Below are 18931 nucleotides of genomic sequence, written 5' to 3'. Positions count from 1 at the left end.
GAAGGATGGCTGAGGAAAGGTTGCTCGAAGTCAGAAACCTCAAGGTCTCCTTCTACACCTACGCTGGCAAAGTGCACGCGGTTCGCGGCGTGTCGTTCCACGTTAACAAGGGGGAGACTTTGGCGATAGTCGGCGAGTCCGGCTGCGGAAAGACCGTCTCTGTGCAGTCGGTCATCAAGCTCATCCCCATGCCCCCGGGAAAGATCGAAGGGGGTACAGTGCTTTTCGACGGCAGAGACCTTGCCGCCATGAGCGACCGCGATCTCCAGAGCGTGAGAGGCGCTGAAATCGGCGTGATATTTCAGGACCCCATGACATCTCTGAACCCCACTATGACCGTGGGCAGGCAGATCACAGAAGGGCTCATCAAGCACCAGAGGCTCTCGGCGCAGGAGGCAAGGCGACGCGCTATCGAGATGCTATCGCTCGTCGAGATACCGAACCCGAGCGAGAGGTTCGGCCAGTATCCTCACCAGTTCAGCGGCGGCATGAGACAGCGCGTCATGATCGCGATCGCGCTCTCGTGTAACCCGAAGCTCCTCATAGCAGACGAGCCCACCACGGGCCTAGACGTGACCATCCAGGCCCAGATTCTCGACCTCATGAAGAGCTTGCAGACCAAGCTCAACACGTCCATAATCCTGATAACCCATGACCTCGGCGTGGTTTCCAAGCTGGCAGATAGGATAGTGGTCATGTATGCCGGAAAGGTCGCTGAGGCCGGCACCTCCGAGGACATTTTCTATAACGCTCAGCATCCGTACACCCAGGCGCTTCTAAAGTCCGTGCCGAGGCTCCACGAAGAGACCAAGAGAGAGCTGCTCGCCATACCCGGCACGCCCCCGGACCTTTTCGTCCCGCCCCAGGGATGCGCCTTCGCACCGCGCTGCAGCTATGCGATGAGAGTGTGCGTGGAGCACGAGCCCGGGGACTTCGCGGCGGGCGAGAACCACACTGTGGCCTGCTGGCTCATGGACCCAAGAGCCGCGCGTGTCAGGGAAAGGCACGCCGCCGGCGGGGCGGAGGACTCCGGTGCTAGAGGAGGCGCAAGGTGATGTCTCACGATACGCAGGATACAGTTCTCGAGGTAATAAACCTCAAGAAATACTTCCAGTTCGGCCGCAGGGCGGTGCTCAAGGCTGTGGACGACGTAACCTTCTCGGTGAGGAAGGGCGAGGTGTTCGGCCTCGTGGGTGAGAGCGGCTGCGGGAAGACGACCGCGGGGCGGACGATCGTAGGGCTCTACAGCCCCACCGGCGGCAAGATCCTTTACAAGGGCGAGGATACGAGCACGTTGAAGGGCGCGGAGCTAAAGAGGTTCAAACGCCGGGTCCAGATGATCTTCCAAGACCCATATGCGTCTCTCGATCCTCGGATGACGGTGGGCGACATCATTGGGGAGGCCCTCGACATCCACAGCCTTGCAAGGGGTAAAGAGCGCCTCGCGAGGATACACGAGCTCCTCAGCATTGTGGGGCTCTCGGCCGAGCACGCGAACAGGTTCCCGCACGAGTTCTCGGGCGGTCAGCGCCAGCGCATCGGCATAGCCCGCGCGCTCGCCGTGGACCCGGAGTTCATCGTAGCCGACGAGCCCATTTCCGCACTGGACGTGTCGATCCAAGCGCAGGTCGTGAACTTGCTTTCACGGCTGAGAGAGCAGAGGGGGCTCACATACATTTTCATCGCCCATGACCTTGCCATGGTGAAGCATCTTTCCGACAACGTCGGGGTGATGTACCTCGGCCGGTTGGTCGAGCTGGCCCCCAGCACGGAGCTTTACAAGAACCCGCTTCACCCCTACACCGAGGGTCTGCTCTCGGCGATCCCCATACCGGATCCAAGGCTCGAAAGGGAAAGGAAACGCATCGTTCTCCAGGGCGAGGTCCCAAGCCCTGTCAACCCGCCGAAAGGGTGCCGGTTTCAGACTCGATGCAGGCACGTGAAACCCGTGTGTCGAGAGGAGGACCCGAAGCTGAAGCAGGTCGCCCCAGGGCATTTCACGGCGTGCCACCTCTATTGAGATCGAGGATCGAGGTGGCCCCGATCGGGAAGCATCCACCGCGCGGCCCGGCAGTCGCTAGTCGCCAGTAGCTAGTCGCTGGGCCGCGTTTTGTTCCCGCGATTGCGCCGCGCGCCCGCGCCGTGCCGGACCTGCGAGACCGAGAGCCGCGGGGCCCCGTGCGCCCGCCTGGCCGTGGCTCACTCTCACTGGTTGAGGGCTCTTACGTTCTCGGCGAACGACGACTTCACCACCAGCTGGCGAAACTCCTCGTTGTTCTTGGTGTGGTGAAGCCTTTCCAGCATGAGCTCGGTCATCTCCGCCGTGCCGAGGTTGCCCATGGCGCGGCGCAGCAGGTACATCATATCGAGCTCCTCTTCGGTCAAAAGCAGCTCTTCCTTGCGGGTCCCGGACCTGTTGATGTCGATAGCGGGGAATATGCGTCGTTCCGCGAGCTTTCGGTCCAGATGAAGCTCCATGTTGCCGGTGCCCTTGAACTCCTCGTATATCACGTCATCCATACGGCTGCCGGTCTCTACAAGCGCCGTCGCCAGGATGGTGAGGCTGCCCCCTTCCTCGATGTTCCGCGCAGCGCCGAAGAACCTCTTCGGGCTGCGAAGAGCGTTCGGGTCAAGGCCACCGGATAGCGTGCGCCCGCTCGGAGGCTCCACCAGGTTGTACGCCCGCGCAAGCCGCGTGATGCTATCCATGAGGATCACGACGTCCTTCCCGTGCTCCACCAGCCGCTTCGCGCGCTCGAGCACCATCTCCGCCACGCGTATGTGGTTTTCCGGCGGGAGATCGAACGTCGAGCTCGTCACGAGGCCTTTCACCGACCTCTCCATGTCAGTGACCTCCTCAGGACGCTCGTCGACCAGGAGCACGAGCAGCTCGACCTCCGGGTGATTGGCCGTTATGGCATTTGCGATCTTCTTCAGCACCGTGGTCTTGCCGGCCTTAGGAGGCGATACTATGAGGCCACGCTGCCCTTTGCCGAGCGGCGCGATGAGGTCGATCATGCGAGTGGTGATCTCCTTCGAGGTGGTCTCCAAACGCAGCCTGTTGTTGGGGTATATCGGCGTGAGGTCCTCAAAAAAGAGCCTCTTGGTAGCCATCTCAGGGTCCGTGCCGTTCACGGCCTCGACCCGCAGCAAGGCGAAGTACTTCTCGCTCTCCTTAGGCGGCCTCACCTGGCCTGATATCATATCGCCCGTGCGTAGGGCGAACCGCCTGATCTGAGAAGGGGACACGTAAATGTCGTCAGGACTCGGATTGAGGCCCGCCACCCTGAGAAAGCCGAAACCCTCCGCCATTATCTCGAGTATGCCTTCGGCGAAGATGAGGCCCTCCTTTTCGGCCCGCATCTTCAGGATTTCGAAGATCAATTCCTTCTTCCTCAGTTTCGTCGGGCTCGCGATCCCGAGGTCTCTGGCGATCTCGTAGAGCTCATGGATGGTTTTTGCCTCCAGGTCGCTTATGTTCATAGGCTCATCAGGAACACCCTGTCCGTTTCGCGCCATCTAGCTACCCAGTCCTTTCATTCTGAATTCTGTTGTGGTTCGTTCTCGGTTCTCCCGCCGGGCAAGCCGGACGCTATTCCGCCTTGAGATCGCGCCACGCCACGCCACGGGAGACACCCATGTTAACGTCGCACGACAGGGAACTTACAGCGGGGTACAATTGGAAAACCATGCGAAAAGGTTGATAGCATCAACACTATGGTGCCTGGGACAACACGCAGCGTCAATGAAGGCCTGGTCACACACCGGTATTATAGCATTGCCAGGAGAACTCCGTAAAATCCGGGCATACCCCTTGAGATATATCGAGACATCGGGGCACCCACCCCTCGACGAACACCGGGCAAAAAGGCTCAGACAAGCCACGCGGGGGATAGAATCGTGGACCCTCACCCTCCCTGCCAATTCGCCACGGAAACGGGAATTCCTTCCGCCTTGTCCCGGCGCACTCGCTCCCTTCTCACCGGGCCGCGTTGTGCCCAGCAGCCGCCCTCTCAAGGGCCGCAGCTAAAAAGGACTTGAACAGCGGGTGCGGACGATTCGGCCTGGACTTGAACTCCGGGTGGAATTGAGTAGCCACAAACCATGGGTGATCCTTGGCCTCAACTATCTCGACCAGGCGCCCATCCGGAGAGAGCCCTGTGGCTTGTAGCCCAGCCCTCTGAAGAACGTCGATGTATTCGTTGTTCACCTCGAACCTGTGCCGATGCCTTTCATGCACCAGCTCTTCCCCGTAGGCGGCTCTCGCTATAGAGCCCGGCACGAGCCGGCACGGGTACGCCCCAAGCCTCATCGTGCCGCCCATCCCTTCGATTTCCTTTTGCTCCGGCAGCAGATCTATTACCGCGTGAGGCGTATCGGGATCGAACTCAGAGCTGTGAGCCCTTTCAAGCCCGCACACAGCGCGTGCGAATTCAATGACCGCGCAGTGAAGGCCAAGGCACAGGCCGAAGTAAGGCACTTTATTCTCCCTCGCATAGGCCGCCGCGAGGATCTTTCCTTCAACGCCCCTGCACCCAAACCCGCCCGGGACCAGAATCCCGTCGGCCAGCTCGAGCTCTCTTTTCACGTTTTCAGCGTCAAGATGCTCTGAGTTAACCCACACCACTTTCACTTCGGCGTCGTACGCGATCCCGGCGTGGCGGAGCGCCTCCACCACACTTAGATATGCATCCGGGAGGCTCACGTACTTGCCGACGATGGCTATGGTCACCTGACGCCTCGGATGCAAGAATCTGTGTACCATCTCACGCCATTCCGCAAGGTCGGACCGACCTGCCACCGCCCCCAGGTTGAGTCTGTCGATGACGATATCATCGAGCCCCTCCCGCTCGAAAATCAGTGGAACCTCGTAGATCGTTGCAGCATCCACATCCGGGATCACAGCCCGTTTATCGATGTCGCAAAACAGCGCTATCTTTGACTTGATATCGTCTGAGAGCGGCCGCTCCGACCGGCACACGATCACGTCGGGCTGAATGCCTATGCTCCGCAGCTCTTTCACGCTGTGCTGCGTGGGCTTGGTCTTGAGCTCCCCCACAGCGCCGATGTACGGCACCAACGTGACATGGATGTACATCACGTTCTCGCGTCCGAGGTCGCTTCTAAGCTGTCTTATGGCTTCCAGGAAGGGCAGGCCCTCGATGTCACCCACTGTCCCCCCTACCTCGACAAGCACCACGTCCGCGCCGGATTCGTTCCCTACCCGTGTTATCCTGGACTTGATCTCGTTTGTGATGTGTGGGATGACCTGCACAGTCCCGCCGAGGAAATCGCCTCTCCGCTCGCGGCTTATCACGGACCAGTAGATCATGCCGGTCGTGACGTTATTCAGCCTGCCAAGGTCCACGTCGATGAACCTTTCATAGTGGCCGAGGTCAAGGTCGGTCTCCGCGCCGTCGTCCGTTACGAAGACCTCACCGTGCTGGTATGGGCTCATTGTACCCGGATCGACGTTGATGTACGGATCCAGCTTTATCGCTGTCACCTTAAGACCTCTGCTTTTGAGAAGCCGACCGATGGAAGCAGCCGTGACCCCCTTGCCAAGGCCTGACACAACTCCACCCGTTACGAACACGTACTTTGCCAAGTCCCTTGCTCCCTTCCACGTCCGGACCGTTCCCTACTTGTAGTTCAGCACGTACACCGTGGTGCTCTGCGGCAGCGACCCCGCGCGAAGCGCGATCTGGTTCGAGCCCACCCTTACCACATTGTGAAAGCCCGCGAGGAACCCGTCGACACCTGCGATCGGGAGGCCGACAGCAGCCGTCTTGTAATGCATCGGGATGACCACCTTAGGGGATATCGCCTCGACAATCCGCGCGGCGCCAGCGGCGTCCACGGTGTAAGTGCCCCCCACCGGCACCAGCAAAACGTCCACCTTGCCAAGCTCGTCCAACTGCTGTCTGGAAAGATCGTGACCAATGTCGCCCATGTGGGCTATCCTGATACCATCGATCTCAATCACGAATATGGTGTTCGGACCCCGCTTGGCCCCCCGCTCGGTGTCATGGAAGCTCGCCACAGGGTAAACCTTGATGCCGGCCCCTTCATACCTGCCCTTTCCCTTCAACACTACCGGGTTTCCGCGCGCGGCCGACACGTTGTTGTGATCAAAGTGGTCGTGGCTCGAGGTCACGACATCCGCTTCAACCTGCGGCACGGGATATCCGACGGTCGCGTCAAAGGGATCGGTCAACACCTTGACGCCTGTCGACGATGTAATGAGGAAGCACGCGTGCCCGTACCACCTGACCGTGACCTGCCCGCCCGAGGCGGCCTTTACAACATCGCTTAGGACACACCCCGCAGCGAGAACCACCGCACTAGCAAGCATGGCCTTCGCAATCACAAGGACACCCCCCGCTATTTCGAGTTGGCATCGTGCCCCGGGTCTTCGCCGGCCAGCACCCCGTACTTGTCGAGAAGCGCCCGCGTGGCGCGGTTGCTCGCGAAAGCGACCAGGCCCATGTAAAGCAGGCTGAACGCCGGGGCGATGATCACACACAGGACGGTAACAGCCATCTCGAAGACCACAACCAGAAGCGAATAGAAAGGGTTCGCAAGCGCGAGAAGCGCAGCTCTCTTGAAAGCTTTCCGGAACCCGGTGTCCTGCTGGACCGCGATAGGTAGGAGGTAAGGTGTCATCATGGCGAGGAAGAGGAGCGCATACAGCCATAAGCCGCCCACGACCTTAAACAGGGTGCCCGGCCGCGAGACGAACCAGAGCACGTCCACCACGACCACGACAAAGAGCCCTACGTGCGCCCCAACGATGGCCAGCGACCGCCATGAAAACCTCTTCAGGCCCTCGAGGAAATCACGGGGCGCGACGTCCTGTCCGTCCATGATAAGCGCTATCACGTGAAAGGCCGCCCCTTGTGGCGGGGCGGCAAGAACCACCAGCGCTGGCACGATAACAACGAGGGACTTCACGAATAAGCTCAAGAAGAGCGCGCCGCACGCGAACCACCCGAACCACGCAAGGCTCACGAGCACCACGGTGCCGAGGTACCCATAGGCATCCTTAACAGACGCCCCTACCACGGCACCTGCCCTCACTACCTCGTCTTTCGGTCCTGACATCGCGACCTCCTGTTGCGGCACACCACACGCTCACATTTTCTCCGGCGCGGAAATGCCCAGGATGCCGAGGCAGTTCCGTAGAACAATGCCAACCGCTCCGGAAAGCGCGAGCCTTGCGGCTGTCAGGCCGGCGTCGTCACTCATCACCCTGCAACTATTGTAGAATGAATGGAACAATCCTGCAAGGTCCAGAGCGTACTTTGCGAGCCTGTTCGGTGCGCGCTCCGCCGCGCTTGTGACGACCTCATCCGGGTAAGCCGCAATCTTGCGGGCGATATCTAGCTCTATCTCCTCCTCCAGGCGGGAGAGGTCCGTCTCCGACGCGCTCTCGCTCTCCCACTTGACCCCGTTTTCATCGGCCTGCCTGAATATGCTGCAGATCCGCGCATGGGCGTACTGGACGTAGTACACGGGGTTCTCCTGTGATTGTCTCTTGGCGAGCTCGAGGTCGAAATCGAGATGGCTTTCGATGTTGCGCATAAGCATGAAATAGCGCGCTGCGTCCCGCCCCACCTCGTCAACGAGCTCGTCCATGGTCACGAACTCGCCCGCGCGTTTCGACATCTTCACGCGTTCGCCGCCCGACAGAATGGACAGGAACTGCAGGAGCAGCACTTCAAGGCGCTCGCCGGGGTACCCGAGAGCCTGGATGCCCGCCCGGGTCGGCACTACATGCCCGTGATGGTCGGGCCCCCAGATGTCGATGACCAGATCGAAGCCTCGGTCGAGCTTGTTCTTGTGGTAAGCTATGTCGCCGGCAAGATAGGTGTACTCGCCGTCCTTCTTCACAAGCACCCTGTCTTTATCGTCACCGAACTTCGTGCTACAGAGCCACACCGCGCCGTCTTTCTCGTACACCATGCCCCTCTCTCGGAGAATCCTCAGCATCTCCTGGTGAGCACCGCCCTCGACCAGCTTGCGCTCGCTGAACCACACATCGAAGTCCACGCCGAACCGGGAAAGCGACCGCTTCTGGCTTTCGAGCATCCTCGAGAGCGCGAATTCCCGGAAGAACCGCGTCCGCTCTACAGGGGTCATCGCCTTCAGCGTCTCGCCGTGCTCAGCGGCGGCCTCGCGCGCAATGTCTATGATGTACGAGCCCTGGTAGCACTTCTCGGGAAAGTCCACGTGCTCCCCCTGAAGCTGCCTGTACCTCAGCTCGACGGACTCTCCAAGCACGGCCACCTGGTTTCCGGCGTCATTGATATAGTACTCGGTGCTCACGTCATACCCCACGGCCTTCAGGACATTCGCGAGAGCGGCACCCACCGCTGCCGCGCGGGCGTTCACGACGTTCATCGGGCCGGTCGGGTTGGCGCTCACGAACTCAACCTGCACGCGCTTGCCAGCTCCCACATGGCTTGTCCCATAGGCGGAACCCGCGGCATGCACGGCCCGGATCGCGTCCTCGAGCCACGCCCGGGAGAGGAAGAAATTGATGAAGCCCGGCCCGGCCACCTCGGCCTGGCGTACATAGCGGGTCTCGCGGAGGAGCGGCCTCAGCGACGCCTCTATCACCTCGGCGATGTGCCTTGGCGGCTGCCCGAGCCGCTTCGCGAGAACCATCGCCACGGTGGTGGCGAAATCGCCGTGGGATTTGTCACGCGCGAGTTCCACGGGGACCTCGATCGCACTACATTCCCCCACCTTAGTCGCAAGCTCGCTCGAAGCGATGGCCCTTACTACGACAGCCCGAATCTCCCGTCTCACATCCTCCGCCACGTTGGACAACAACGCAGAACCCCTCCCACGATGCCCGGGCCACCACGCCCCTGTCCGGGGACGGGGAGGCCCGCGCCCTTTCCGATCCCAGTCCGCCGCCAATCGCCGGCGCCCTGCGCCTACGGCGGTTTTGGCCCACCTAGTTTGGTATTATAGCACAGATGCACTGAGCGCGGCAGCCATCTCGTCCTCCTTCTCGAACGGCCCGACCGCGGCAAGATGGAGGTTCTCCTTCTTGAAGAGGTCGCGTGCGACCTCGGCAATATCGTCGGCCGTTACGGCTTCGACCCTTGCAAGCACCTCGTCTACCGGCATGATCTTGCCGGTGAGGACCACGTGCTCGCCGTTGCGGAGAGCGAGATTGAGCGTGTCTTCGAGCCGAAGAGCGAGCGAGCCCTTGTAGAAATCCTTCGCCTTGCGCAGCTCATCGTCGCCCACCCTCTCATCGCGCATCCGCGCGAGCTGCTCAAGGATCACCCGGACCGTGTCGGCTCCCCTGCCTGGGTCGACGCCAGCGTACACCCTCACGATGCCGGTATCGAGATGCGCCGAATACTGGGATCCGACCGAGTACGCGAGGCTCCGCTTCACCCGCACTTCCTGAAACAACCTCGAGCTCATTCCCCAGCCGAGGATGACGTTGAGGATCTCAAGGACGTACCGGCGCTCGTGGAGCCGCTCGTAGCCCGGGAGCCCCAACGCGAGGTTGGCCTGCTTCGTGTCCCGCCGCTCGATCTTTGCGACGGGCCCCCTCGAGGCAGGCTTCGCGGGGGCGTAATCACGCCGTTTCCCGCCGGACCGCGTTCCAAACTCGCGGGCTACAGCTTCTCGAACATCGCCCGCGCCGACCTTGCCCGCAACGGAGATCACCATATTGGCCGGTTGGTACAGCGAATCAAAGTAGTCCATCACCTTTTCGCGACTTAACGACCGGATGACTTCCTCCGTGCCCGCGACGCTCCGACCAAGGGGGTGACCAGGCCACATCATCTCGTCGAGGAGGACGTGGACCCACGAATCCGGCCTGTCCCTAACCATTTTGATCTCCTCGATGACCACGCCGCGTTCCCGCTCAAAGGCCTCAGGGTCGAAAAGCGAGTGAAGAACCATGTCCGCAAGGACATCGATGCCCAATCCGAAGCTTTCCGACGGCACTTTCACCAGGAAGCACGTGGTTTCCTTATTGGTAAACCCGTTTATCGCGCCTCCCACGCCCTCTATCGTCGCGGAGATCTTCAGATTGCTGTCGCGTTTCGGGGTGCCCTTGAAGAGCATGTGCTCTATGAAGTGCGACACTCCGTTCACATCCGGGGGCTCGTACCGTGAACCGGCCCCGATCCAGATCGTCGCGGACGCGGACCTCATATGCGGCATCTCCTCGGTTATCACCCGCAACCCATTGTCCAGAGTATCGACTGAAGCCATTCCTGCCACGCCACCCTTCGCACTAGCCGTAGTCAGCAAACCAGCAAACACAACTTTACTCTTTTACTCTGCGGACCCTGCCGCCGGCGTGCCGCCCTGCTACCGACTAATAGCTTCCCCACTTCCCGCGCGGATCACGCGAGGTATCTCACGAGCACTGCGCTATGGCTATGACGCCGCAACGCGCCCAGGGAACGTTTCGACGCCGCACCCCCCTTCCCTCTGTTCCGGCCGTTCCAGCCTCCTGTAGCCTTCATGCGGGACACATCCCAGTGCTTGCTTGCGCCGCCGACGCAAGACCAAGTCGCCCCTGAAGGGTCGAGCCGGTCCTGTGCCCGGAGACAAAGCCCCAAGCGGGGCACCATCGCTGAGTCCGCACCGTGGGGCCGACGGGCGGGTCCCGGCTTTCGGACGGTTACTGGTACCCCCGCAAAGGTCTAACGCTGCGGCACGACACCGTATCGGGAGAGCGGCAAAGCGTGCGTTCATGAAGGAAATGCTCGCTGTGTAGCGAATAGTACCGCAACGATAGAATATCCCGTCTTATAACACATGTCTCACGTGTGCCACAAACCCAAGAAGGAGGTGGCAGGCAAGAGAGCAGGAGAGGTCGGCGTCCCCGCAGCATGACCAAGGGTCCCATCGGCTGGGCACGGCGTCCTGTGTTTCGGGAACCCCTAGAGAGCGTAAACGAGGAATGAAGGAGGTAGAGCAATGTTCCGTAGAGGCCGCGTGACGACGACGTTGTTCCTTGCGGCTGCCCTGGTCCTGGCGTGCACGCTCCTCGCGAGCGGGCAGGAACAGCAGCCAAAGTACGGCGGCATCTGGAAGGACGCCCTCGGCGCAGATCCCCCCGACCTTGACCCCGTTATGGCAACGGATACCACCTCAGCCGAGGTTGGTTATCAGATCTTCGAAACCCTAGTCGCGATCGACCCTAACGGCGAGATCGTGCCTCTCCTCGCGGAGTCCTGGAAAGCCTCTCCCGACGGCAAGACCTTCACGTTCAAACTCCGGAAAGGTGTGTACTTCCACAAGACCACCGAAGGTGGCAAACCCACCGCAAATGGAGGCCGCGAGGTCACCGCGGACGACTGGGTATGGACCTTCAACTACATCTGCGATCCGAAGACCAATTCCCCGCGGGCCTACTTCATCGACATGGTAAAGGGCTACAAGGAGTATCGCGAAGGGAAGGCCCAGTCGATCTCGGGCATCAAGGCCCTCGACAAATTCACGCTGCAGATCGAGACCACCTATCCGTTTGCCCCGTTCATCGCAGTGTTGAGCTACAACACGTTCGTGGTGTTGCCCAAGGAAGACGTGTTGAAGTGGGGCAAGGACTGGAACTTCCACGTCGTGGGAACCGGGCCTTTCAAGTTCGAGTCTTGGAAGCACGATGACAAGCTGGTGTTGTCCCGGAACGAGAATTACTGGATGAAGGACAAGTGGGGCAACAGGCTCCCTTATCTTGACAGCATCGAGTTCAGGATCATCACCGACGCCACAATTGAATGGACCGAGTACAAGCTGGGCAACCTCTACGCCACACAGGTAGACGACCCATACTATCCCGAGGCGTCCAAAGGCTTGAAGGTCGACAAGGGCGTGAAGACCGCCGTGAACGAGCTTGGCACCTACCTTGAGAGGCCGCAGCTGGGCACGTACTACTACGGCATGAACCAGACCCTCCCGCCGTTCAAAGACAACAAGTATCTGAGACAGGCCTTTAACTACGCCATAAACAGACAGGCCCTTATTGACTTCGTGCTCAACGGCCGCGCCATGCCTGCCAAGGGAGTGCTCCCACCCGGGATGTTCGCTTACAATGAGAACCTCAAAGGCTACACCTATGATCCAAAGATGGCCAAAGATCTTCTCGTGAAAGCTGGATATCCCAAAGGCGTCCAGGTGACGCTCCAGTACAACACGAGCCAGGGCCACAAAAGGATAGCCGAAGCTCTCCAGGCTCAGTTCGCCCAGGTCGGTATCAAGGTCGACCTCAAGAACGTGGACTGGGGTGCCCACCTTGACACATGCGGCACCCAAGGGACTGTGCCTTTCTTCCGCATGGGCTGGGTCGTCGACTATCCCGACCCCGACAACTTCCTGTACGTCCTGTTGAACTCCGACAACTTCGGAGACCCAGGTAACTACACTAGGTATCATAACCCGCTCTTTGACGATCTCACGAAGCAAGCCAGGCTTGCCACAGACCAGGAGGTCAGGAGGAAACTATACCAGAAAGCCGAGCAGATCGTGGTCGAGGATGCGCCCTGGGTATTCATATACCACTATACGAGCCACAACATGATAAAGCCCTTCGTGCGAGGATACAAGCTCCCGTCGTTCGGGCAATATTGCAACAAGTTCACCGAGGTCTGGCTGGACCTGTAGCGCCTTGCTGAGTGTGTCGCCAGGACTCCGCGTCGCTCTTGGGCGTGGCGGTGATGCGTAGGGTTGCCGGCGCGGTGTTGCCCTGCAGGGCGGGGACGGCGTGCTTGTAGCGTGCCTCGTTCGGGTCTGGCGTGCGAGATGGCCAGATCCTCCACGCCCCGTCGTGCAAGCACCGGCAACCCTAGCGCTGTCAACAAAGGAGACGAAAGACTTATAGCGCAATACTTAGTGGTCTGCGGCGGGTGACGAACAGCGGCGCGGGCCGGGGAACCCGGTCTGGTCCCAACCACGGGCTGCACTGGAAAGCCCCAGAGCGACGCACCTGACAGGGAGTCTCTCATCCTTGTGAGGGGCGCTGCGGGAGACGAACCAGAGTCAGCCGGCGCGCCGCAAGAGAAGCGGACCGCGGCTTGTCTTGCAAGGGAGGTTGGTCCGCGCAGTGGGAAAGTACGTTATGCGGAGGCTTATTGCAGCGATCCCGGTCCTCATGGGTGTCATTCTGGTGGTATTCATCTTGAGCACGATCGTGCCTGGCGACCCCGCGAGGATACTCTCAGGTCAGAGAGGTGACCCGGAGACAATCGAGCGAATAAGGCGGGAAATGGGCCTCGACAAACCTTGGTACATTCAAATGATCAAGTTTTATAGGGATGCCATCACTCTCGACCTTGGACGCTCGTACCGCAACAACATGAGGGTGACGCAGGCGATAGCGGAAAGGATACCGGCGTCCGCCAAGCTTGCGGGGGCATCCATGGCTATCGCGATTCCGCTCGGAGTCGTCCTCGGGATCGTATCCGCTGTGAAGCAGTACTCCATCTGGGACTACGCCAGCATGGTTCTCGCCCTCCTCGGGGTGTCGATGCCCGTGTTCTTCGTCGGCCTTCTCGCAATCGTGATATTCTGCGTGATTCTGGGTTGGCTTCCCGGCACAGGCTACGGCGGGCTGCGCTATCTCATCCTGCCGGCCATGGCGCTCGGGCTGCGCCCGGCGGCACTCATCGCCAGGATCACCCGGTCGAGCATGTTGGAGGTTATACGCCAGGACTACGTCAGAACGGCACGCTCCAAGGGGCTTCCAGAGAAGGTGGTCGTTTGGAAACACGCCCTTCGCAACGCGATGATCCCCGTGGTCACGGTGATAGGCGTGGACACTGCGAACCTCCTGAGCGGCGCTGTCTTGACCGAGACCATATTCTGCTGGCCAGGGATCGGGCGGATGGCCGTGGAGGCGGTGGTTAACCGCGACTTTCCTATCCTCCGCGGCGAAGTGCTTTTTATGGCCGTTGTTTTCGTCGCGGTGAACATTGTCGTCGACCTTTCCTACGCGCTCTTTGACCCGAGAATACGGTATGAGTAGGGGTGTTCGGGAGAATGCAGAAAACGGTGCCCGCTCCGGCTCCTGCAAGGTCAACGCCTCTTTCCGCCGCGCCAGGCACAGGGCGCGGGGCTAACAAACCAGCCCGCGAGGAAGCTGGCAGGAGCCTATGGTATTACGCCTGGCTGCGGCTACGAAGAAACAAGTCCGCGATGCTTGGGCTGTCGCTCGTGCTCCTTGTGGTGTTCTGCGCCATCTTCGCGCCCTGGATAGCGCCCTACGACCCCATCGAGCAGCTCATGTGGACGGAGGGGCCTCCGGCGCAGCTCTCCCCTCCGAGCTTGAAACACTGGTTCGGGACGGATCTGTACGGTCGGGACGTTTTCTCGCGGGTCGTATACGGCACGCGCATATCCCTCCGGCTCGCAGTGGCCGCGACCGTCATATCCGTGGTCATCGGGACGACCCTGGGAGCGCTCGCGGGCTATTACGGCGGGCTCGTGGACGATATCGTGTCGTGGCTCATAAACGTTATCTTCGCCTTCCCGTTCCTGCTTTTCGTCATAACAGTGGTCGCGTACCTGCCGCCCAGCGACACTCTGGTCTATACTGTGATCGGCGCGATCTCGTGGATACAGATAGGGAGAATCGTCAGAGGCCAGGTAATGGCGATAAAGGAGACAGAGTTCGTGCAGGCCGCGATAGCCTCAGGAGCAAGCGACACGAGGGTGATCTTCAGGCACATACTCCCCAACGTGGTCGCCCCTGTGATAGTCTCGGCGACCCTGGGCATGGGCGGCATAGTGATGCTTGAAGCGGGGTTGACGTTCCTGGGGTTCGGCACGCAACCACCCACCCCGAGCTGGGGGTACGAGATATCTCGGGGTCAGGAATACCTCCTCGCAGGAAAGTGGTGGTGGTCGGTGTTCCCGGGCATCGCCATATGCCTGACCGTGCTAGGGTTCAATCTCTTCGGTGACGGGCTCCGCGACGCGCTAGACCCGAGGCTCAAGCAGTGAGGCCTGTCATTTCGCGCGGACGATGTCCTTCACCTTCATGAGCCGGGTGAGGTTCCCGCGCTCCATCTCATCGAGTTTCATCGTGATGTAGCGCGCCGTATCGCGGAGGTTCGGTATCAGGACGTACTCCAGCGCATTGACGCGGCGTCTCGTTTTCTCGATCTCGTCAGCCAAAAGCTCTATGGATCTCTCGACCTCAGCGAGCTCGGCCAATTTGGGAAGCAGCCTGGCAAGGCCCGCCACAGCATCGTCCAACGACGCGCTCGTGCCTGAGAAGCCATAAGGATGCACGTTTCGCGCGTCCTCACCCCGCCATGTGAACTCTGGCACCTTCACGTTCATGATGGTCGTGGTGGAGACGTCGACGCCGCACGATATCTTCGGCACCATGAAGGCCTCCTCGAGCGCTTCATGAGACATAGCGGCCCTTGCCTCGAGGAACGCGGGCAAGACCGAGCCTAGGCCCGCCTCAGCCTCGACGCGCAGCGCCTGCTCCTTCTTTATGAGATCGAGGAACTTCTTCATGAGCTCGTCGCGCTTGTCCTTCAGCAGCTTATGCCCGCGCTCGGCCATGGCGAGGCGCTTCTTGAGCCTCAAAAGCTGCATTCGGGTGGGACTCACCCTGACCTCCATGACGTCGCCGCGTCTGCACGCGCGCCAGGGGCTGTACCCGCTCCTGCTCGCGCGCGATGTCCTGCGGCTCCCTCCTTCTCATATCTTGACCTCGGATCCTGACGTCGCAAGCCCGGCCGCCCGGCTGGGCAAGCCAGCTGGGCGGACCACCCGGACCGGGGTCCTATGCGGTCCGTACTTTGGGCATGTATTTCTCGATGTACTCCTCGCGGACCCTCTTGAGCTCCCTGGTGGGAAGCATGGCCAGGAGTTCCCAACCTATACCTAGGGTTTGCTCTATCGAGCGGTTCTCCTCGGGCCCTTGCTTCACGTAGCGTGCCTCGAATTCATCGGCGAACTTCGAGAACTGCTTGTCGACATCGGATAGCGCAGCCTCCCCCAGGATCACCGCGAGTTCCTTGGCTTCCTTGCCACGAGCGTACGCCGCATAGAGCTGGTTCATCGTGTCGGCGTGGTCCTCGCGGGTCTTGCCTTTCCCAATGCCTTTGTCCTTCAGTCTCGACAAGGAAGGCAACACGTCGATCGGTGGATATATCCCCTTGCGGTGGAGCTCACGCGAGAGGAATATCTGCCCCTCGGTGATGTAACCGGTAAGGTCCACGATGGGATGGGTCTTGTCATCCTCTGGCATGGTGAGGATCGGGATCTGCGTGATGGACCCCTTCCGCCCTTTTATCCTTCCCGCCCTCTCGTAGATGGTAGCGAGGTCCGTGTAGAGGTAGCCGGGATACCCGCGCCGGCCAGGAACCTCTTTGCGCGCTGCGGATACCTCACGCAGGGCCTCGCAGTAGTTGGTCATATCAGTGAGGATGACCAGCACGTGCATATCTCTCTCAAACGCCAAGTATTCCGCTGCCGTGAGAGCCATCCTCGGCGTGGATATGCGCTCGATGGCGGGGTCGTTGGCCAGGTTGAGGAAGAGGACCGCCCGCTCGATGGCGCCGGTGCGCCTAAAGTCTCTGATGAAGTAGTCCGCCTCCTCGAACGTGATGCCCATTGCCCCGAAGACCACGGAAAACTTCTCGTCTGTTCCGAGCACCCGCGCCTGCCTCGCTATTTGCGCGGCCAGGGTCGCATGCGGAAGGCCCGAGGCCGAGAAGATCGGCAGCTTTTGCCCGCGCACCAGGGTGTTCATGCCGTCGATGGCGGAGACACCCGTCTGAATGAACTCCGATGGGTAGTCGCGCGCGTATGGGTTGATGGGGCTGCCGTTTATGTCCAGCTTTTTCTCGGGTATGACGGGCGGACCGCCGTCGCGCGGGCGGCCAAAACCGTCGAAAACGCGGCCGAGCATGTCGGGGGCCACCGCAAGCTCGATGCCTCTGCCGAGAAACCTGACCCTGGCCCGAGCGAGGTTGAGCCCTGCCGACCCCTCGAAAAGCTGCACCAGCGCCCTTGAGCCGGACGCCTCGAGCACCCTACCCCTCCTGGTCTCGCCCGGAGCGGTCTCTATTTCCACAAGCTCTCCGTACTTCACGTCGCGGACCTGCTCAACCATCATGAGTGGCCCGGCGACCTCGGAGACAGTCAGGTACTCCTTAAGCAACCTCTTCACCCCCAGCTTGGGCCAAGCCGGCGAACGCCTTCGTTATCTCCTCACTGATCTTGTCCAGCCTCGCCAACTCGCCCTCCGGCACGTACTTCATCCTCGCGATCGCGTCCCTTACCGACAACTCGAGGACGACGTCCAGGCTTGCACCCCGCTCCACGGCGGCGAGCGCAGCGTGATGGAAGTCGAGGATGGCCTTGAGCATAAGGCGTTGTTTCTTGAGGGACGTGTACGTGTCTACCTCATGGTACGCGTTCTGGTGCAGGAAGTCCTCGCGAAGGCTTTTCGCCGTCTCAAGGGTCAACCTGTCCCGCACGGAGAGCGCGTCCACTCCCACGAGCCGGACTATCTCCTCGAGCTCCGCCTCTTCCTGCAGAATCTTCATGGCTTCGGCACGCAGCACTCCGAAATCCGACGCCACGGTCTCAGTTATGTGCTCCTCCAGCCTCTCAAGGTACAGTGAATAGCTGCTCAACCAGTTGATGGCTGGGAAATGGCGGCGAGCCGCCAGGGCATCGTCCAAGCCCCAGAAGACTTTCACTATCCGCAGGGTGGCCTGGGTAACCGGCTCCGAAAGGTCCCCGCCCGGGGGCGATACAGCGCCCACGACCGTGAGCGTGCCCTCCCGATCCCCGCTTCCAAGGCACTTCACGCGGCCCGCCCTTTCGTAGAATTCCGCGGCTCTCGAGCTGAGGTAGGCTGGATAGCCTTCCTCTCCCGGCATTTCCTCGAGCCTGCCGGATATCTCGCGCAAAGCCTCGGCCCAACGCGATGTGGAGTCGGCCATGAGTGCCACGTTGTACCCCATGTCGCGGAAGTACTCGGCAATGGTGATTCCCGTATACACCGAGGCCTCACGGGCAGCCACCGGCATGTCAGATGTGTTCGCCACGAGCACGGTGCGCTTCATGAGCGGCTCCCCTGTTCGCGGATCTGTGAGCTCAGGGAAGTCCAAGAGCACCTCGGTCATCTCGTTCCCGCGCTCGCCGCATCCGATGTATACGATGATGTCGGCATCGGCCCACCTCGCGAGCTGGTGCTGGACCACCGTCTTGCCGCTCCCGAAGGGCCCAGGCACGCACGCGGTCCCGCCCTTCGCCACCGGGAAGAACGTATCGATGATACGCTGCCCGGTCACAAGCGGCTCGTACGGCGCAAGCTTTTCCCTATATGGGCGGCCGCGTCGCACAGGCCATCTCGTGAGCATCGTGACGTCTTTGATGCCCGAGGCCGTGCTTATCCTCGCCACGACGTCAAGCACGGTGAACTCCCCTGCGCGGATGTCCTCAACGGTCCCCTCGATGCCGTGGGGCACCATGATCCTGTGTTCCACCACGGGAGTCTCCTGAACGACGCCCAGCACGTCCCCGGCGATAACGTGGTCGCCGGGCTTGACCCGCGGCTCGAAAGCCCACTTGCGTTCACGGTCGAGGCCGGGGAGCTCCACACCGCGCTCGATCCGGTCGCCGACCGCGGCCCGGATCTTGTCGAGAGGCCTCTGGATGCCATCGTAGATGGACTCGATGAGCCCCGGTCCGAGTTCCACGGAGAGGGCCTCACCAGTCGAATACACCGGCTCCCCCGGTCCGAGCCCGGCTGTCTCTTCATAAACCTGGATTGACGCCTTGTCGCCGCGCATCTCGATGATCTCGCCGATGAGCTTTTTTTCGCTCACGCGCACCACATCGTACATCCTGGCATCGCTCATGCCCTCGGCTACAACGAGCGGCCCTGAGACTTTGATGATCCTTCCCACGTCCATCG

The 18931-nt window shown here is 60.8% G+C and carries 14 protein-coding genes; 5 read left to right on the top strand and 9 right to left on the bottom strand.

All coding sequences use genetic code 11. The annotated features are described in order from the left end of the window. Positions 1 to 5 precede the first annotated feature (5 nt). Positions 6 to 1055 (top strand): ABC transporter ATP-binding protein, encoded by a 1050-nt coding sequence (locus GX515_00950; protein ID HHY31580.1) that lies wholly within the window; start codon positions 6 to 8, stop codon positions 1053 to 1055. Further along, a complete protein-coding gene (locus GX515_00945) occupies positions 1055 to 2020 on the top strand; it encodes an ABC transporter ATP-binding protein (protein HHY31579.1) in 966 nt (321 codons plus the stop codon). The genes GX515_00950 and GX515_00945 overlap by 1 nt, the downstream gene beginning before the upstream one ends. 185 nt (positions 2021 to 2205) lie before the next feature. Here the strand turns inward: GX515_00945 and GX515_00940 are convergent, their stop codons facing one another. The 6 genes from GX515_00940 to GX515_00915 all read right to left on the bottom strand — a co-directional run bounded on the left by GX515_00940 (position 2206) and on the right by GX515_00915 (position 10251). Further along, on the bottom strand, positions 2206 to 3483 hold the full coding sequence (locus GX515_00940) for a transcription termination factor Rho (GenBank protein HHY31578.1): 1278 nt from the start codon (positions 3481 to 3483) through the stop codon (positions 2206 to 2208). Positions 3484 to 3979: 496 nt separating this feature from the next. Further along, entirely contained in the window at positions 3980 to 5608 is a 1629-nt protein-coding gene (locus tag GX515_00935; protein ID HHY31577.1) for a CTP synthase, read from the bottom strand. 33 nt (positions 5609 to 5641) lie between these two features. Continuing rightward, on the bottom strand, positions 5642 to 6370 hold the full coding sequence (locus GX515_00930; protein HHY31576.1) for an MBL fold metallo-hydrolase: 729 nt from the start codon (positions 6368 to 6370) through the stop codon (positions 5642 to 5644). A gap of 14 nt (positions 6371 to 6384) precedes the next feature. Beyond that, on the bottom strand, positions 6385 to 7104 hold the full coding sequence (locus GX515_00925) for a hypothetical protein (GenBank protein HHY31575.1): 720 nt from the start codon (positions 7102 to 7104) through the stop codon (positions 6385 to 6387). Positions 7105 to 7134: 30 nt separating this feature from the next. Then, positions 7135 to 8838 carry an arginine--tRNA ligase gene (locus tag GX515_00920; protein ID HHY31574.1) on the bottom strand — a complete coding sequence of 568 codons (1704 nt, stop codon included), beginning with the start codon at positions 8836 to 8838 and terminating at the stop codon, positions 7135 to 7137. A gap of 138 nt (positions 8839 to 8976) precedes the next feature. Beyond that, positions 8977 to 10251, bottom strand: coding sequence for an insulinase family protein (locus tag GX515_00915; GenBank protein HHY31573.1), 1275 nt, complete (start codon positions 10249 to 10251; stop codon positions 8977 to 8979). A gap of 714 nt (positions 10252 to 10965) precedes the next feature. On the opposite strand from GX515_00915, the gene GX515_00910 reads away from it, so the two are divergent. The 3 genes from GX515_00910 (at position 10966) to GX515_00900 (ending at position 14985) form a co-directional block, all read left to right on the top strand. Beyond that, positions 10966 to 12648 carry an ABC transporter substrate-binding protein gene (locus GX515_00910; protein HHY31572.1) on the top strand — a complete coding sequence of 561 codons (1683 nt, stop codon included), beginning with the start codon at positions 10966 to 10968 and terminating at the stop codon, positions 12646 to 12648. A 439-nt stretch (positions 12649 to 13087) separates the two neighbouring features. After that, on the top strand, positions 13088 to 14008 hold the full coding sequence (locus tag GX515_00905) for an ABC transporter permease (protein HHY31571.1): 921 nt from the start codon (positions 13088 to 13090) through the stop codon (positions 14006 to 14008). Between the two features lie 14 nt (positions 14009 to 14022). Beyond that, positions 14023 to 14985 (top strand): ABC transporter permease, encoded by a 963-nt coding sequence (locus GX515_00900; GenBank protein ID HHY31570.1) that lies wholly within the window; start codon positions 14023 to 14025, stop codon positions 14983 to 14985. A 6-nt stretch (positions 14986 to 14991) separates the two neighbouring features. Here GX515_00900 and GX515_00895 read toward each other — a convergent pair whose 3' ends face one another. The 3 genes from GX515_00895 to GX515_00885 all read right to left on the bottom strand — a co-directional run bounded on the left by GX515_00895 (position 14992) and on the right by GX515_00885 (position 18929). Further along, a complete protein-coding gene (locus GX515_00895) occupies positions 14992 to 15618 on the bottom strand; it encodes a V-type ATP synthase subunit D (protein HHY31569.1) in 627 nt (208 codons plus the stop codon). Between the two features lie 163 nt (positions 15619 to 15781). Continuing rightward, positions 15782 to 17164: a V-type ATP synthase subunit B gene (locus GX515_00890; GenBank protein ID HHY31568.1), complete on the bottom strand. Its 1383-nt coding sequence runs from the start codon at positions 17162 to 17164 to the stop codon at positions 15782 to 15784. Then, the gene (locus tag GX515_00885) at positions 17157 to 18929 is read right to left on the bottom strand and encodes a V-type ATP synthase subunit A (GenBank protein HHY31567.1); all 1773 of its coding nucleotides are present in this window, start codon (positions 18927 to 18929) and stop codon (positions 17157 to 17159) included. The genes GX515_00890 and GX515_00885 overlap by 8 nt, the downstream gene beginning before the upstream one ends. Positions 18930 to 18931: the final 2 nt, after the last annotated feature.

The organism is Bacillota bacterium (genome assembly GCA_012842395.1).
GTDB lineage: Bacteria > Bacillota > SHA-98 > UBA4971 > UBA4971 > UBA6256.
This window is presented reverse-complemented; position numbering and strand designations above follow the sequence as displayed.

Excerpts from the sequence above, each read along its gene's own strand:
- GX515_00925 (HHY31575.1), bottom strand. The coding sequence starts at position 7,104 with ATGTCAGGACCGAAAGACGAGGTAGTGAGGGCAGGTGCCGTGGTAGGG.
- GX515_00950 (HHY31580.1), top strand. The coding sequence starts at position 6 with ATGGCTGAGGAAAGGTTGCTCGAAGTCAGAAACCTCAAGGTCTCCTTC.
- GX515_00915 (HHY31573.1), bottom strand. The coding sequence starts at position 10,251 with ATGGCTTCAGTCGATACTCTGGACAATGGGTTGCGGGTGATAACCGAG.
- GX515_00895 (HHY31569.1), bottom strand. The coding sequence starts at position 15,618 with ATGGAGGTCAGGGTGAGTCCCACCCGAATGCAGCTTTTGAGGCTCAAG.
- GX515_00885 (HHY31567.1), bottom strand. The coding sequence starts at position 18,929 with ATGGACGTGGGAAGGATCATCAAAGTCTCAGGGCCGCTCGTTGTAGCC.
- GX515_00940 (HHY31578.1), bottom strand. The coding sequence starts at position 3,483 with ATGAACATAAGCGACCTGGAGGCAAAAACCATCCATGAGCTCTACGAG.
- GX515_00910 (HHY31572.1), top strand. The coding sequence starts at position 10,966 with ATGTTCCGTAGAGGCCGCGTGACGACGACGTTGTTCCTTGCGGCTGCC.
- GX515_00900 (HHY31570.1), top strand. The coding sequence starts at position 14,023 with ATGCAGAAAACGGTGCCCGCTCCGGCTCCTGCAAGGTCAACGCCTCTT.
- GX515_00945 (HHY31579.1), top strand. The coding sequence starts at position 1,055 with ATGTCTCACGATACGCAGGATACAGTTCTCGAGGTAATAAACCTCAAG.